This is a genomic window from Methylocaldum sp. (assembly GCF_035627495.1).
Lineage (GTDB): Bacteria > Pseudomonadota > Gammaproteobacteria > Methylococcales > Methylococcaceae > Methylocaldum.
In genome coordinates this window covers 63,632-80,365 of sequence record NZ_DASPLO010000175.1, presented here as the reverse complement: position 1 = coordinate 80,365, position 16,734 = coordinate 63,632, and the positions used below count along the sequence as shown (strand labels likewise).

Genomic DNA, 16,734 nt, shown 5'->3' with positions numbered 1-16,734 from the left:
TAGAAGCCTGCGAATGATCACTTTTCCATTTCCGTCCGATGCCCCACATCCGCGTGCCAGCGCCAGATCACGTAAACCGCTGGAATGACCAGCAGCGTCAGCAGCATGGCCGAAAAGACCCCGCCGATTTGGGGTGCGGCCAGGCGCTTCATCACGTCCGCGCCGGTGCCGCTCGCCCACATGACGGGCAACAGCCCGACGATGTCCACCAGGCCGATCATCGCCATGGGCCGGATATGCTCCAGCGCGCCGTTATGGACGGTTTCGATCAGATCGGCCAGGCTGCGCAATCCGCCCTCCGCTTGGCGGCGGCGGCAGGCTTCGTCCAGATAGGCCAGCATCACGGCGCTGGTTTCGGCCGCCGTGCCGATCACGGTGATAATCCCCACCCACACCGCGATGCTGAGATTGTAGTCCAGCAGGAACAGTAGCCACACGGCGCCTACCAGCGACATGGGCAGGCCCAGCATGACAACGACGGTTTCGGCCGTGGAGCGGAAGGTGAAGTAATACAGCACGAAGATGATGGCGACGGTCAGCGGGACCGCCAACTTCAGCCGCTCCTTGACCCGCTGCATGAATTCGTACTGGCCCGACCAGGCGATGGTATAGCCGGCGGGCAGTTCGACCTTTCCCTGCACGGCCCGCTTCAAGTCCTCCACATAACCTCCCACATCGCGCCCGGCCATGTCCACGTAGACATACCCGGACAGCATGCCGTCCTCGTCCCGGATCATGGACGGCCCGCTGATCATGCGAAGGTCCGCCAGTTGCGCCAGCGGCACTTGGGCACCGTTCGGCGTACTGACCAACACCCGACCCAGCTTGTCCAAATCGTCGCGCAACTCGCGGAGATAGCGGAGGTTGACCGGATAGCGCTCGCGCCCTTCGACCGTGGTGGTGATGCTCTCGCCGCCGATGGCCGACTCGATGATCTTGCCCACGTCCATGACGGTTAGCCCAAAGCGTGCGATTTCCTCGCGCTTAATGGCGAAATCCAGAAAATAGCCGCCCGCCACCCGTTCGGCGTAGACACTGCGCGTGCCGGGGACTTCCTGGGCGATCATCTCGATGCTCTTGCCGATGCTCTCGATGGTGTTGAGATCCGGGCCGAAGATCTTGATTCCGACCGGTGTACGCACGCCGGTGGTCAGCATGTCGAGGCGCGCCTTGATCGGCATGGTCCAGGCGTTGGTCACCCCCGGAAACTGCAAGGCCCGATCCATCTCGGCGATTAGGTCTTCGTAGGTTAGGCCTTCCCGCCAGTGTTCCTTGGGCTTCAGTTCCACTACCACCTCCATCATGGAAAACGGCGCCGAATCGGTGGAGGTTTCGGCGCGGCCGGATTTGCCGAACACCCGCTCCACCTCCGGAAATGCCTTGAGCTTTTGGTCCATTTGCTGCAACAGTTTGCCTGCCTCGGTCACGGAAATGCCCGGCAAGGTGGTGGGCATATAAAGGATGGTGCCTTCGTATAGCGGCGGCATGAATTCCGAACCCATGCGCTGAAACGGCACGGCGATGCTGGCCAACAGCAGCAAAGACAGCGCCACCAGACCGGCCCGGTGGCGCAAGGCCAAGGCCAAAACCGGCGCGTACAACCGCCGCAACAGGCGGGTCACGGGGTGGCGCAGTTCGGGAACGATCCGGCCCCGCATCAGGCCCGGCAAACAGGCCGGAACCAGCGTGACCGTCAGTGCCGCGGTAACGGCGATTCCTAAGTTGGTGGTCCAGGCCAGAGGCTTGAACATACGGCCTTCCTGCGCTTCCAGGACGAAAACCGGGATGAAGGAAATGGCGATGACCAGCACCGAGGCGAAGATCGCCGGCCCCACTTCCTTGGCCGAGTCGATCAGCACCTGCAACCGGTCGCCCGGCCGGCCGTCCCGCTCCCATTCCTCAAGGCGTTTGTGGGCGTTGTCCACGATGACGATGGGAGCGTCCACCATATCGCCGATGGCGAGAATAATGCCGCCGATGCTCATGATGTTCATGCCCACGCCGAAGAAATACATGGGAATGAAGGCGATCAGCACCGCCAAAGGCAAGGTGATAATGGGAATGAGCGCGGAGCGGATGTGCAGAAGGAAAGCGACGATCAGCACGCCGGTGACGATCAGTTCTTCCGCCAGGTTTTCGTTGGCGGTGGCGATGGATTCGCGGATCAGATCGCTGCGGTCGTAGGCGGTGACGATCTTGACGCCCTTGGGCAGGGAAGGCTCGATGTCCCTGAGCTTGGCCTTGACCCGCTCGATGACGGCGGGGGCGTCCTCCCCATAGCGCATGACGACCACGCCGCCCACCGCTTCGCCCCGGCCATCCAGTTCCGCGAGTCCGCGCCGCATGTCCGGCCCCAAACCGACTGTGGCGACCTCGCGCAGCAGAATCGGCGTGCCATTCGGGGTCACGCCCACCGCAATTTGCTCGATATCGGCGGTGGATTTGATATACCCGCGTCCCCGGATCATGTATTCCACTCCGGAGAACTCCACCACCCGTCCGCCCACGTCGAGGTTGCTCATCCGCACCTTGTCGATGATCTCGTTCAGGTTGAGCCGGTAAGCCAGCACCTTGGTGGGATCGAGATTGATCTGATACTGGCGCACGAAGCCGCCCACGCTGGCCACCTCGGCAACGCCGTCCACGGCGCGGAGCCAGTAACGCAGATACCAGTCCTGGAAGGAACGCAGGGAAGCCAGGTCCTGCTGTCCGGTCGTATCCACCAGAGCATACTGGAACACCCAGCCCACCGCCGTGGCGTCCGGTCCGAGCTGCGGCGTCACGCCTTCCGGCAGTTTGCCGGCCAACTGGTTGAGGTATTCCAGCACGCGGGAGCGCGCCCAATAGATGTCGGTGCCGTCCTTGAACAGGACATAGACGTAGGAATAGCCGAAATCCGAAAATCCCCGCACGACCGTCACATTGGGCGCCGACAGCAGGGCTGTGATGATGGGATAGGTGATCTGATCTTCCACCAGGTCCGGAGAGCGTCCCATCCAGGTCGTGTAGACGATGACCTGGGTATCGGAGAGGTCCGGCAGTGCGTCGACGGGGGTGTTTTTCAGGCACCACAGGCCCGCGGAGGCGGAGCCGAAGACCATCAGGAACACGATGAGGCGGTTCTTGGCGCAAAATTCGATGAGTTTTTCAACCACGGGTAGTCCCCCCTTTTAGGAGTTTGGTATATGCGCGGTATAGAACATATCCCTTGGCTATACGACAGTGTCATGAGTCTGGCTGACGCGCTGGGACTCGCGCACTGGCGCCGCGCGCTGGCACACACCGCCGGCGGGTGTGTCCTGGAAGTGGGTTGCGGTACTGGCCGTAATTTGCCGCTCTATCCTCCCGGCGTAGACGTGATCGGGTTGGACCCTGACTTGGAGTCGCTGGCGCGCGCCCGGCGGCGGGCTCCACATGTCCCGCTCGTTGCCGCTCGGGTGGAGGCTTTACCTTTCCGGGAAGGCGCCTTCGATACCGTGGTCAGCAGTCTCGTCTTCTGTAGTGTGGACGACCCTGTGCAGGGACTCCGCGAAATTCGCCGGGTCCTCCGTAGCGAAGGACAACTCCGGATGCTGGAGCACGTGCGCTCCAGCCGGCCATTTAGGGCCTGGCTCCAGGACCGCGTCCAGCCGCTTTGGACTGCCCTCAGTGGCGGCTGCCGTCCGAATCGACGGACCGAGGCGATGGTCGAAGAGGCGGGCTTTCGGATTGATCCCCACGAACGCGAGGCCGTTCATGTGCTAAAACGCTTCAGTGCGCATCCGATCTCCGACGGGATACGCTCGGGAACGGATTGAATGCCAGCCAGATAGGTCGGGCATGAGCACATGCCCGACCTACTACTGATCCAATATGAAGGCCCGAAGTAACATTAGGTTGCCGCATGAAGCTCTGCCCTTGCAGCAGCCATGACGCCGATAGCGGAACGCATTAAAAGCAGCACAAGACAGGACGCAACGACAATATCGGGCCAGCCCGAACCGGTGACCCAGACCGCGCCGGCTGCGACAAAGACGGACAGATTTGACGCGATGTCGTTTCGCGAACACTCCCATACCGAACTCATATTTACGTCTTCATGGCGATGGCGCCATAGAAGGAAGAGGCAAAGGGAGTTGGCGGCAAGACCTAGAAGACTGAACACGCCCATAACCTCGAAGACAGGGACGGTTGGCGCCACCAGTTTGGACACGATTTGAGCAATCACAGCGGAAGCCGCGAGAAAAATGAGCCCGCCTTTAAACAGAGCCACTCTAGCTTTGGTGACAGAGCCTCTCGAAACTGCATAAAGACTGAGGCCGTAGGTCAACGCGTCTCCGAGATTATCAAGGCTGTCGGATAACAGGGCTGATGATTTGCCATAAAATGCGGCAGCAACGATGACAAAAAACATCACGGCGTTAATACCGAGAACGATCCGTAGTGTTCCGCGCTGTCGTTCGCGTAGCCGATCTAAAGAACAACCGTGATCGCAACAACCGCTCATATGCGTACCTCAATGTTTCATCCCCGCCATACCCCCCACAGCTGCCTTCAACTGACTCTCGGAGTCGATCAAAAAGTTCGCCGAGATCACCACGTGCTCGCCTTCGGTGAGTCCTTCCAGCACTTCGACCCGGTCCCCGCTGCGCAGGCCGATCTTGGCGTTACGCCATTCGAGCCGGCCTCCACCCTTATGAATGAAGACGATCTGCCGCTCTCCCGATTCCAGCACCGCATCTTTTGGTACGACCAACCGCTGACCCAGCGGAATCCTGAGTTCCACGTTGGCGTACATGCCGGGCTTGAGCCGTTCGCCAGGATTGTCCAGCTCGAACCGGACCTTACCGGTGCGCGTTTCCGGATCGACGGTCGGATAAATGAATCCGATACGTGCGTTAAGCGATACATCCGGCGCATAGGACAGCGACACAATGGCGGTCTGGCCTATCGCGACGAGGGGTAACTCGTATTCGTAAATGTCCCCGATGACCCAGATGCGGGACAGGTCGGCGATGGTATACAACTCGTCGCCGGGCTTCGTTTGCAATCCCACTACGGCCATCTTGTTGATCACGGTGCCGCTCTGCGGGGCGTGAATGGGCAGCGTTTTCAGCACCTCGCCGGTCCGCTCCAGATCCCGGATGTGGCTTTCCTCGATGTCCCAGAGGAGCAGCCGCCGGCGCGAGGCCTCCAGCAGGGCTTTCGCACCCGAGGCGACTTCGGGAAATTCGCTGTCGCCCAAGGTCCGGCGGGCTCGCCAGGCGATCAGGTATTCCTCCTGGGTGGCCAAGAGTTCCGGACTGTAGAGCGTGAAAAGCATCTGACCCTGCTTGACCCGCTCTCCCGTGTAATTGACAAACAGCCGGTCGATCCAGCCCTCCAGCTTGATGGTCACGCGGGCGAGCTGCCGTTCGTCGACCTCCACCCGGCCGACCGTCCGGATCGTCCGCTCCATGGCCCGCCGCTCGACGGGTTCGAATTTCACCCCGATGGACTGCAAACGTTCCGGGCTGATCACCATCGTATTATTGGAAGGCTCGGCGTGCTTTTGGTGGTCCGCTTCGCTATCTGCCGAAGTCTCCGCCATGGGGACGGATGGCTGTCGAGGCGTCTCCGTCGGCTTCGGCGGGACGGATCGGAAGAACAGAAGGAACGCCAGGGTCAGGACTATACCCAGCAGAATGCCTATGAGCCCATCTCGGATTCGTGGGGTCATGGTGTTTCTCCGATGAGTCCTTCCAGGCGGGCCAAAGCTTTTTCGTGCTCGGCCAATTCGCTGTGGTATTCCAGTTCGTTTTCCTGCAAGGTCAAGAGGCTGTTGAGCAGGGTGAGAAAATCCACCTTGCCGACTATGTAACTCGCTTGGGCGGAAGCCAAGGTCAGGCGCGACTGGGGAATAATGGCGTCTCGTAGCAGTTTGACGAGCTGTTCGGCGCGCCCGGCTTGGGCCACGTCATCCCTGATTCGGGCCAGCAACTCCTGTCGCAGCGCCTGAAGATCCTGGAACACCGCCTCGCGGCTGGCCACCGCCTCGCGCACCCCCTCGCGCTGCTTGGTGGCGTAATAGAGGGGAACTTTGACGTTCAGCATGACCTGATAGCCATCCATTCCCATTTTCCGGTCGCGCAACCCCAAGGCATTGAGTTCGAAGTCCGGATAATATTCCCGCCTGGCCAGGGCGATCGCCCGGTTGCCTCGCTCCAGGTTTTTTTGCTCGCCCCGCAGAAAGGGGGAGACCTGATCCAGCCGTGCATTCAGCGCGGCAAGCGAGTGGCGCATGGGGGTAAACCGGATCTCCTCCGGGGCGTTCATCGGGTCGGCAGGCAGGCGGTTCAGAATTCGGTTGATATCCGCATGGAGAGAAAGCTTTCTCTGTTCCAGCGAAGCAAGCCGAGCCAACAAGCGGGAAATCTCGGTCTGCGCCCGCAAAACATCTTGCTGGGCCGCCTGGCCTACACCATAGCGGGCATTCGCGGTTTGCTCGAAATCCTGGAGCAGCCGTTTGGTTTTGCCGAGTACCGCAATCGAATCGTGCACGAAGTGCAAATCGTAGAAAGCCTCCTTGAGCCTGGCGATGACGGTTAACCGTGTCGCCAGATAATCCTGCTCCATGCGGTCCGATTCACGCGAGGCGATTTCACCCCTGAGTCCCAGCTTGCCGGGAAACGGAATTTCCTGGCTCAGGCCGTACATCACTTCCCGCTGCTCTGCGATGTCTCTATATCCGAGGGTCACCTTGGGGTCGGGCAGGGTTTGCACTTGCGGAATGACGGCCTTGGCGGCTTCGAAGCGTTGCAGGCTGGCGCGGATGTCGGGATTGTTGTCCAGTGCCTCCTGTACGAGTTGGTCGAGAGCCACGCCCGGCCCTGTTTCCGTGAGTTCTTCGGGCGGCTCCGCCAAAGCCTCGCCTCCCAAGAAAAGAAGGAGGATCAGAAGGAAACCGTTCATATCCTCTCCTCGGAGGCAGCGGTAGATTTGGGTATTCGGCGGATTAATTTTCTCAGTTCGAGCACAGCCAAAGGAATGAATCCCAGCCCAGTCCAGGCCAGACATTGAGTCATCGTGATCGGCTCTATGCCGAACAGGTTCTGCAAGGCCGGAATATGATGGATTCCATATTGGAATGAAAGACTGATCGCGACAACCAGGAACAGCTTCAAATTGGAAAACAGCCCGACCTGCCAAATGGTTCGGGTATTGCTGCGGGCGCCGAAAGACCGCAAGAGTTCAGCGAACACGAGGGCCGTGAAGGCGGCGTCGCGGGCCTGTTCCGGATTGCCATCGACATACCATTCATAGGCAAACGCGCCGAGGGAAACACTCGCCGTCAGAAAGCCGGTCAGCAAGGTCAGTATGAGGAAATCCCGATCAAGCAGTTCGGCCTGGGGGCGGCGCGGCGGGCGTGTCAACACGTCGGGGGCTATGGGATCGGTCGCCAGCGCCAGCGCGGGCAGTCCGTCGGTCACCAGGTTGATCCAGAGAAGATGCAGCGGCAACAGCGGCAGCGGCCAGTCCACCAGCGCCGCGACCAGCATGACCGTCAATTCGCCGGCATTGCCGGCGAGCAGGTAACCCAGCGTCTTGGAAATGTTGTCGTAGATGCCGCGGCCTTCCTCCACAGCGGCGATGATAGAGGCGAAGTTATCGTCGGTGATGATGAGATCGGCCGCTTCCTTGGTCACTTCGGTGCCGGTGATGCCCATGGCGACGCCGATAGAGGCCTCCTTGAGCGCCGGGGCGTCATTGACGCCGTCCCCGGTCATTGCCACGACTGCGCCGGTTTCCTTCCAAGCCCGCACGATCCGCAGCTTGTGCTCGGCGGTGACGCGGGCATAGACCGCGGTGCGCCGCACCTGTCCCCGAAGTTCGTCATCGGACATCTTTTCCAGTTCGGCGCCCTGGACTACCTCGTCCTGCTTATCGAAAATCCCCATTTCGCGGGCGATGGCTCCGGCGGTGTCGGGATGGTCGCCGGTGATCATGACGGTCTTGATCCCGGCCCGTTTGCACTTGGCGACCGCCTCGCGGGCTTCCGCGCGCGGCGGGTCCTGTAGACCGACCAGTCCGAGCAAGGTCAATTCCTGTTCGATTTCGGAGTCATGAAGGGATGTTGTTTCAGCGGTTTGCAACGGCCGTTCGGCGATGGCCAACACCCGCAAGGCATCATGGGCCAACAAAGCGGCGGAGCGGACCATGGCCACGCGGTCTTCAGCGGTCATGGGTCTAACGCCGTTTTCGGTGCGTATGGAGGTACAGCGTTCGAGAACGACTTCGGGAGCGCCTTTTACGAAAGCACGGAATTCCTCCTCAAACCGCCGAATCACAGTCATGCGCTTGCGGTCGGAATCGAACGGCAACGTGGCGGACCGAGGCATCTCGGTCTCGATTGCAGCCAGATTGATGCCCCATTTCGTGGCGGCGACCAGCAATGCGCCCTCGGTCGGATCACCTACTATTACGGGGCGTCCGTCCTTGACGATCAATTCCGCATCGTTGCAGGCCGATGCTGCCCATAATAAGGCGAACAGCAGTGGGTCATCCCGCCGCTCGCGTCCATCGGAAAAGAATGAACCCTCGGGTACGTAGCCTTCGCCGCTTACACTGAACAGACGATCCCGAGTGACGATCTTCCGCACCGTCATGGCGCCTACCGTCAACGTGCCGGTCTTGTCCGTGCAAATGACCTGGGCGCAGCCCAAGGTCTCGACCGAAGGCAGACGCCTAACCAGGGCATTCCGCCTCGCCATGCGCTGCACGCCGAGAGCAAGCGCCACGGTGACCACCGCCGGCAATCCTTCCGGGATCGCCGCCACCACCAAGCTCACGGCGCCCAGGAATAACTCGAATGGCTCGCTGGAACGGAGCAATCCCAGGCCAAAGACGACGGCCACGATGCCCAGGCAAATCCAAAGCAGGCGGCGTCCGACCCGGTCCAGGCGATGCTGTAGCGGGGTTTCGTCACGGCCTGCCGTTTGCAGCAACCGAGCAATATGACCGACCTCGGTGTCCATACCCGTCTCGACGACGATAGCCCGTCCGGAACCGCCCACGATGCTGGCGCCGAGAAACACCATGTTGTAGCGATCGGCGAGCGGCGTTTCGACGGGACAGACGCCCGTCGATTTGTCCACGGGTTCCGATTCGCCGGTCAGCGGCGCTTCGTTGGCGCGAAGCGTTGCGGTCTTGATCAGCCGGGCATCGGCCGCGACCAGATCGCCCGCCTCCAGCAACAGAACATCACCTCGCACGATGTCGGCGGCGGTAACCACAGTGGCATGCCCGCCACGCATCACGCGGGCCTTGGGTGCGGCAAGATGTGCCAGTGCTGCGGCGGCCTTTTCGGCTCGAAACTCCTGAAAAAAGCCGATGATCGCGTTTAGAATCACGATGGCAATAATGGCAATGCCGTCGGCCAATTCACCGAGCGCGACGGAAGCGAGAGCCGCGCCGATCAACACCCAGATGACGAGGCTCTTGAACTGGCCCAGCAAAAGCGCCAGCAGGGAGACCCCCTTGACCTTGCGAAGTTCGTTCGGCCCCTGCCGAGCCAAGCGCTTCGAAACTTCCTCGGAAGACAAACCAGCATCGATATCCGTCGCCAATTGCCCGGCGACCTCGGAGATCGGCTGGTTGTGCCAGGTCTGAGTCTTAGTCGCTGACAAACTGACTGAACTCATGGTGGCTCCTTCTATGCCTTCGTTTTTGGAGCGATGTTGCAGAATCCCTGGGGCTCTACGCCCAAGGCCGCATTGAACTTGCTGGACAAATTTTGAAAGGCGATCAGGGCAGTCAATTCGATGATGGCATCGTCATCGAAATGGCGGCGCAATTGCTCGAAGTGCTCTGACGTGGGGTGGCGGCCCGAGTCGGTCACGGCCTCCGCGTAAGCCAGTGCGGCCTTTTCCCGCTCGCTGAACAGTGGGCTCTTGTCGAATTCGGCAATCGCCGCCAGCTTTTCGGGATCGAGTCCACGCCGGAGGACGATGAAAGAGTTGAGGTCGACGCAGAAACGGCAGCCGTTGATCTGCGACACGCGGACCGTGATGAGCGAACGCAACGGCGGTTCGATAGGCGACGTACGGCGGTCGAGCGCACCGTACAGCAACGCCAGGGCGGCAAATACTTTGGGCGTTCGTCCCCACAGGCGAGCGGATTCCAGCACGCTGCCATAGCGGCGCTTCTGGTTCCAAAAGAAAAGCCGCACATACCAGGGAAATCGATGATCGGGTGGCGTTGTTATGACCGGCATGATGTTCTCCGTCTAAATCTCTTGAGCGGAGCGTGGTGTTCACCCTGGCCCGAAGGTCGGATCTGAACGGTCACTCTCGATCGGATCAAGGGACATGGAGAGACCTCCATGTCCCCGAACCGGTCGGGATTTACCTAGCTCCGCCCGCCATCTGGCGATGGTCTTCCGCCATGTCCCGATTGGCCGCGGCGGCCCGCTCGTAGATATCGATCAGCCTTTTGCAATGGGCCTCGAAACTTCCTCCTTTATACTCCCGAGGATAGTCATGGGGGTCTTTCCGGAATTCCGCGAGGATTTGTCTATGTTCCTCGGCCTTGTTTTCCATGTCTCTCGCAACCGCCTCATAGTGATCGGCCAACGCTTGATGGTCGGCGCCGGTCTTGGCGCTTTGAACCGCCACGGACATGTCCATCGGGTGACGACTCGGTTCCGCGCAGGAAGCCAACAGACCGAACATGGCTAAAACGGCTAATAAAATTCTGACTTTCATGGCTTTTTCCTTTCAATGGTTGTCACTGCCAAACTTCGAAGTGGACCAAACCCGAACTATCTCCGGGCGTACCTCCTTGCCTCACTGGGCGGTTTTCTAACGGATAAACCTTTGACTTGGGCATAAATCGCCGGGATCACGATCAGGGTCAATAAAGTCGACGACACCATTCCGCCCACCATGGGCGCGGCGATGCGGCGCATGATTTCGGAACCGGTGCCCGAGCCCCACATGATGGGCAAGAGGCCCGCCATGATGGCCACGACCGTCATCACCTTCGGCCTGACCCGTTCCACCGCGCCTTCCATGATGGCGGCGTAAAGCTCGGAAAGGGCCGGAGGTTCCCCGGCGGCCGCCTTTCGCTCCTTCAGCTTATTCAGCGCCTGATCCAGATAAATCAGCATGACTACCCCGGTTTCCGCCGCAACGCCCGCCAGCGCGATGAAGCCGATCGCGACCGCCACGCTGAGGTTGTAGCCCAGCCAGTACATCAGCCAGATGCCGCCCACCAGCGAAAAAGGCAGCGACAGGAGGACGATGACCGTCTCCGTGACGCGTTTGAAGTTGAGATACAGCAGCACGACGATGATCAGGAGCGTCATCGGCACTACGATGCGGAGCTTGGCCTTGGCGCGTTCCATGTACTCGAACTGGCCGCTCCAGGTGATGTAATAGCCGGGCGGGAATTTCACCCGTTCGCGCACGGCTCTCCGGGCGTCTTCCACGTAACCGCCGATGTCGCGCCCACGGAGGTCCACGTAGATGTAGGCGGACAGCAGGGCATTTTCGGTGCGGATGGACGCGGGACCCTTGTTCAAGCCGATGCGCGCCACCTGCCCCAAGGGAATCATGGCGCCGGACGGCACCGGCACCAGCACCTGGGTGGCGATAGCCTCGGGCGAGTCGCGGAGTTCCCTGGGATAACGCACGATTACGCCGTAGCGCTCCCGTCCTTCCACCGTGGTCGTGACCGTCTCGCCCCCCAGCGCGGAAGCGATCACATCCTGTAGGGCCCCGACGCTCAATCCGTAGCGCGCCAGAGCCATGCGGTCCGGATCGATGGTCAGGTAATAGCCGCCGGTGATGCGCTCGGCGTAGGCGCTGGTGGTGCCGGGCACGGTTTTGACGACGGATTCGATTTCGGTGGCGAGCCGTTCGATTTGTGCCAGGTCATTACCGAACACCTTAATGCCAATGGGGGTGCGGATGCCGGTGGAGAGCATGTCGATGCGGTTCTTGATGGGCATGGTCCAGGCGATGGTGACGCCGGGCATCTGGGTGGCACGGTCCATTTCGGCGATCAGCTTCTCGGTGGTCATGCCCGGCCGCCACCGGTCCTCCGGCTTGAGATTGACGACGGTTTCGAACATCTCGAGAGGCGCGGGATCGGTGGCGGTGGCGGCGCGGCCGGCTTTTCCGAATACCGACTCGACTTCCGGAAAGGTCTTCAGGATGCGGTTGTGGGTCTGCATGATCTCGGCCGCCTTCGTCACCGAAAGCCCCGGAAGACTCATGGGCATGAACAGCAGCGTGCCTTCGTTTAACGTGGGCATGAATTCGCTGCCGAGCTTGGACAGGGGATAGACCGTCACCGCCAGGACCAGCAGGGCAAAAGCGATGGTCAGCTTCTTCCAGCGCAGCACGAAGGCGATGACCGGGCGGTACAGCCAGATCAGCACCCGGCTGACCGGGTTCTTGTGCTCCGGCACGATCCGCCCCCGGATGAACAAGAGCATCAGCACCGGTACCAGCGTCACCGACAACAGCGCCGAGCCCGCCATGGCGAAGGTCTTGGTGTAGGCCAGCGGCTTGAACAAGCGGCCTTCCTGGTCTTCCAGCGCGAACACCGGGAGGAAGGAGACGGTAATGATCAGCAGGCTGAAGAACAGGGCGGGGCCGACCTCACGGGCGGCCTTGATCATGATGGCGAGCCGGTTTTCATGAGGCTCCGCCCGTTCCAGATGCTTGTGGGCGTTTTCGATCATCACGATGGCGGCGTCCACCATGGCACCGATGGCGATCGCGATGCCGCCGAGGCTCATGATATTGGAGTTGATGCCTAGAAGATGCATGACAATGAAGGCGATCAGCACCCCGATCGGCAGCATGATGATGGCCACCAGAGCGCTTCGAATATGGAGCAGGAAGACGATGCAGACTGCGGCCACAACGAGGGTTTCCTCGACGAGCTTTTCGCGCAGATTGACTATGGCGCGCAAAATCAAACCCGAGCGGTCGTACACCGCTTCGACCGAGACGCCCTGCGGCAGGCCGCTGCTGATTTCGGCCAGTTTCTCTTTGACGTTCCGGATCACGTCCAAGGCATTCTGGCCGTAGCGGGCCATGGCGATGCCGGAAACCGCCTCGCCTTCGCCGTTCAGTTCGGTAAGCCCTCGCCGTTCGTCCGGCCCCAGCTCCACCCGAGCCACGTCCCTGAGCAGCACCGGCGTGCCGTTTTCGGCCTTGAGCACCAGTTGCTCCAGATCGCCGACGCCGCGGAGGTACCCCTTGCCGCGCACCATGTACTCGGTCTCGCTCATTTCGACGACCCGCCCGCCCACGTCGCGGTTGCTGGCCCGGATCGTCTCGTTGACTGTCGACAGCGAAATTCCGTAGGCCTGGAGCCGGCGCGGATCGACGACGACCTGGTACTGCCGGACGAAGCCGCCGACGCTGGCCACTTCGGCCACGCCGTGCGCCTTGGCGAGTTGGTAGCGGATGAACCAGTCCTGGAGACTGCGGAGTTCCGCCAAGGTTTGCCGGGCGCCCAGCACGACATACTGGTAGACCCAGCCGACGCCGGTGGCGTCGGGCCCCAGTGCGGGCGTCAGGCCCATCGGCAACCGGTTGGAGGCGAAGTTCAGATATTCCAGAACCCGCGAGCGTGCCCAATAGATGTCGGTCCCGTCTTCGAAAATGATGTAGACGAAAGACGCGCCGAAGAACGAGAAACCGCGCACGACCTTGGAGCGGGGCACGCTCAGCATGGCGGTGGTGAGCGGGTAAGTGACCTGGTCTTCCACCACTTGCGGGGCTTGGCCGGGATATTCGGTGTAAACGATGACCTGTGCGTCGGAGAGATCGGGTAGGGCGTCCAGCGGAGTTTTCGCCACGGCATAAATGCCGGCGAAGACGATGAATACTGTTGCCAGCAGCACTAAAAAGACGTTACGCGCCGACCATTCGATGAGACGTCCCAGCATCACATTCCCCCATGATCGGCGTGATTACCCGGCGGCGGTTCCGGGGCATCAAAGCTTTCCAAGGCCGATTTCAGGTTGCTCTCGGCGTCGATCAAGAAATTGGCGCTGACCACCACATTTTCGCCGGCTTTCAGACCCTCCAATACTTCTACCCACTCATCGCCGCGCGTGCCCAGCCGGACGATACGCGGCTCGAAACGGCCCTCTCCGCGGTCCACGAGAACCTGCGTACGCTTGCCGCCTTCGAGCACCGAGGACTGGGGAATGGCCAAGGCTTGACGGGCGGTCCCGGCCAACTCGACATGGGCGTACATCATGGGCTTTAGGAGCCCTTGAGGATTGGGCAGCTCGATGCGAACACGGACCGTGCGGGTTTCGGGGTTGAGGGTCGGATAGATGAATGTAACCTTGCCGTCGAAGGTCCGCCCCGGATAGGCGTCGAGCCTCACCCGGACGGTCTGCCCGGCCGATATCAGACCGAGTTCCTGTTCGAACACCTCGGCGATAATCCAGATCGAGGACAAATCGGCGAGCTTGAACAAAGCCTCGCCTGCCATCGCTCGCATACCGGCAACGGCCATTTTTTCCATGACCACGCCGGAAACCGGGGAGCGGATGACCAGATTGCGCTGGACCTCCGCCTGTTGTTCCAGCCGCCGGATTTCCGTTTCGGAGATACCCCAATAGCGCAGCCGCTCTAGGCTGCTTTGCACCAGGTTTTCCATCTCGGCTTGAGTACGCGGGTTGGCGTTGTTCAGCGCCGATTGGCTGTTCCGTGCGATCAGGTAATCGTTCTGCGCGGACACCAGATCGGGGCTGTACAGTTCGAACAGCGGCTGCCCTTTCTTGACCGATTGGCCGGTGGCGTTGACGTGGAGTTTTTCGATGTAACCGTCGAACTTGAGCGTCACCGCATGGAATCGCCGCTCGTCCGGTTCGACCAGGCCGACCGCGCGGACGGTGCGTACCAGGTCCCGCTGTTCCGCTTCCGCCGTGCGGACGCCGAGTTTCTGGATCTTATCGGGACTGATTTTGATGATATTGGCTTCGTTGGGCGTTTCTTCGTCGGCGTAAACGGGAATGTAATCCATCCCCATGGAATCCTTTTTCGGCACGGGCGATGTGTCGGGAAGTCCCATCGGGTTGCGGTAGTAAAGGATTCTGCGCTCCCTGGGCGCTTCGGCGCTTGGATGCGGTTCCGCTTGCCCGGTTTCCGGCGCCTGATCCTCGTAGACCGGAACGTAGTCCATGCCCATCTCGTCCTTCGCCGGGATCGGCGAGGTGACCGAGGGATTCGTGGGATGGCGGTAATACAGGATTTTTTTCTCGGCGGGAGTCGACGGTTCGGAGCCCTCGCGGAACCCGGCCAGCCAATAGCCGGAAGCCAGGCCGATGATCAGCGCCGCCAATACCAGAAGTACAGCCGATCGGTTCATAAGGCCTCCTTGCCGGCGGCGGCGGTGAGCTTGGCCAAAGCCTGCTGCGCTTGGGCGTAAGCTTGCCAGGCCTGGATTTCGGCGTTGCGGAGACTGCCCGTGGCGCGGAGCAGATCGGCCATGCCGGCCTTGCCGACCTCGAAATTTGCTCTGAGGGACGCGACGGTCTGTTCGGCCAGGGGGATGATTTCGTGCCGCAACAAGGCGTGGTGGTCCTTGGCGCGCCGGTAGTCGGACAGCGTAGCGGCAATGTCCGCCTGGACTTTTCTGAGAGCGTCTTGCAGTGCGTATTTTTCGCGCAGCCACTCGCTTTGCTGTTGATCCACCGCCTTCGCCTGCTTGCGCCCGGCATAGACGGGAAGGTTCAGGCTTACCCCGAACCGGACGAAATCGCTGCGGTTCTCGCCGTTGGGCGCGCGGTCGCGAAAGGCATAGCCGGCGCTGAAGGTGACATCGGGGTAATAGTCTTTCTTTGCCAGTTCCACTCGGCTTTGAGCGGCATCGACGGTGCGCCGTTTTTGATTCAGCAGCGGCCGCGCCTGTTCCGCGGTTTCGTCCAGCTGCTCCTCGGCGAGCACCTCCGGCAGCTCCTGCGGCTCATCGTAAGCCAGATCGAAGAAGTTCGTCGGCGGGCGGTCGAGCAGCGCGTTGAGGCGGGCCACTTCGCGATGGTGCATGGCGGTGTGGACCAGCCGCTCCTCGCCCAATTTGGAAAGATCCAGTTGCGCCTGGAGCACATCCTGTTGGGGGACTTCGCCGACCCGGTAGCGTGCCTGAACGGTCCGGGTCAGATCACGCAGGCTGGTTTCGGTTTCGGCGAGAATTTGCAGCGTCCGCTCCAGGTAAAACAGCTCCCACCACCGGAGTTTCACGTCCCGCACCAGGCGTAGCCGGGCTTCTTCGACCGTTTGCGCGGCGGCTTCCGCCTCGAGGCCGGCGGCCTGTTCCTTGAGCGCCAGCTTGCCCGGAAACGGGATCGTCTGGCTGAGCCCCACATCCACCATGGTCATGAAATCCTCCCGGACATCGAAGCTGTCAGTGGGGAGGTTCAGCATTTCGACGCTCAAAGTGGGATCGGGCAGGCTGCCGGCCTGCGATGGAACCGCCGCCATGGCTTCGGCGCGGGTTTTGATTTCGGCAAGGCTCGGGTTATTGGCAAGCGCCTGGGAAACGGCTGCATCGAGGCTTAGCGAGGCCGCTTTTTCCTGCGCCCGAGGGGACGATGAAAAATAAACCAGGCCAATCAGGATCAGAACGAAGGCAAAAGGCCGGCGATGCAGCCTATGTATTTTGCGTAAGCGGAGCACAGTAGCTCTCCCTTGACGAAGTTCACGTCCCTGAATCCCAAGATTCAGGGCATACCGAAAACCCCGG

Annotated in this window: 11 protein-coding genes; 1 reads left to right on the top strand and 10 read right to left on the bottom strand. The window is 61.0% G+C overall.

Features of this window, described 5'->3' with window-relative positions; genetic code table 11:
• Nucleotides 1–17 precede the first annotated feature (17 nt).
• Nucleotides 18–3,155, bottom strand: coding sequence for an efflux RND transporter permease subunit (locus VEB01_RS16135; RefSeq protein ID WP_324877203.1), 3,138 nt, complete (start codon nucleotides 3,153–3,155; stop codon nucleotides 18–20).
• Between the two features lie 30 nt (nucleotides 3,156–3,185).
• Between VEB01_RS16135 and VEB01_RS16130 the strand changes: the two genes are divergently transcribed.
• Nucleotides 3,186–3,797, top strand: coding sequence for a class I SAM-dependent methyltransferase (locus VEB01_RS16130; RefSeq protein WP_324877202.1), 612 nt, complete (start codon nucleotides 3,186–3,188; stop codon nucleotides 3,795–3,797).
• A 74-nt stretch (nucleotides 3,798–3,871) separates the two neighbouring features.
• Here VEB01_RS16130 and VEB01_RS16125 read toward each other — a convergent pair whose 3' ends face one another.
• The 9 genes from VEB01_RS16125 to VEB01_RS16085 all read right to left on the bottom strand — a co-directional run bounded on the left by VEB01_RS16125 (nucleotide 3,872) and on the right by VEB01_RS16085 (nucleotide 16,667).
• Nucleotides 3,872–4,486, bottom strand: coding sequence for a cation efflux transmembrane domain-containing protein (locus VEB01_RS16125; protein WP_324877200.1), 615 nt, complete (start codon nucleotides 4,484–4,486; stop codon nucleotides 3,872–3,874).
• A 9-nt stretch (nucleotides 4,487–4,495) separates the two neighbouring features.
• The gene (locus VEB01_RS16120) at nucleotides 4,496–5,698 is read right to left on the bottom strand and encodes an efflux RND transporter periplasmic adaptor subunit (protein ID WP_324877198.1); all 1,203 of its coding nucleotides are present in this window, start codon (nucleotides 5,696–5,698) and stop codon (nucleotides 4,496–4,498) included.
• On the bottom strand, nucleotides 5,695–6,930 hold the full coding sequence (locus VEB01_RS16115; protein ID WP_324877196.1) for a TolC family protein: 1,236 nt from the start codon (nucleotides 6,928–6,930) through the stop codon (nucleotides 5,695–5,697). The genes VEB01_RS16120 and VEB01_RS16115 overlap by 4 nt, the downstream gene beginning before the upstream one ends.
• Complete coding sequence (locus VEB01_RS16110; RefSeq protein WP_324877194.1) at nucleotides 6,927–9,659, bottom strand: cation-translocating P-type ATPase; 2,733 nt, start codon at nucleotides 9,657–9,659, stop codon at nucleotides 6,927–6,929. Before VEB01_RS16110 ends, VEB01_RS16115 begins: the two co-directional genes overlap by 4 nt.
• Before the next feature lie 11 nt (nucleotides 9,660–9,670).
• Entirely contained in the window at nucleotides 9,671–10,231 is a 561-nt protein-coding gene (locus VEB01_RS16105) for a carboxymuconolactone decarboxylase family protein (RefSeq protein WP_324877192.1), read from the bottom strand.
• Between the two features lie 130 nt (nucleotides 10,232–10,361).
• Nucleotides 10,362–10,721 (bottom strand): hypothetical protein, encoded by a 360-nt coding sequence (locus VEB01_RS16100; protein ID WP_324877190.1) that lies wholly within the window; start codon nucleotides 10,719–10,721, stop codon nucleotides 10,362–10,364.
• A 56-nt stretch (nucleotides 10,722–10,777) separates the two neighbouring features.
• Entirely contained in the window at nucleotides 10,778–13,924 is a 3,147-nt protein-coding gene (locus VEB01_RS16095) for an efflux RND transporter permease subunit (RefSeq protein ID WP_324877188.1), read from the bottom strand.
• Nucleotides 13,924–15,360 (bottom strand): efflux RND transporter periplasmic adaptor subunit, encoded by a 1,437-nt coding sequence (locus VEB01_RS16090; protein ID WP_324877186.1) that lies wholly within the window; start codon nucleotides 15,358–15,360, stop codon nucleotides 13,924–13,926. Before VEB01_RS16090 ends, VEB01_RS16095 begins: the two co-directional genes overlap by 1 nt.
• Nucleotides 15,357–16,667 carry a TolC family protein gene (locus VEB01_RS16085; protein WP_324877184.1) on the bottom strand — a complete coding sequence of 437 codons (1,311 nt, stop codon included), beginning with the start codon at nucleotides 16,665–16,667 and terminating at the stop codon, nucleotides 15,357–15,359. The genes VEB01_RS16090 and VEB01_RS16085 overlap by 4 nt, the downstream gene beginning before the upstream one ends.
• Nucleotides 16,668–16,734: the final 67 nt, after the last annotated feature.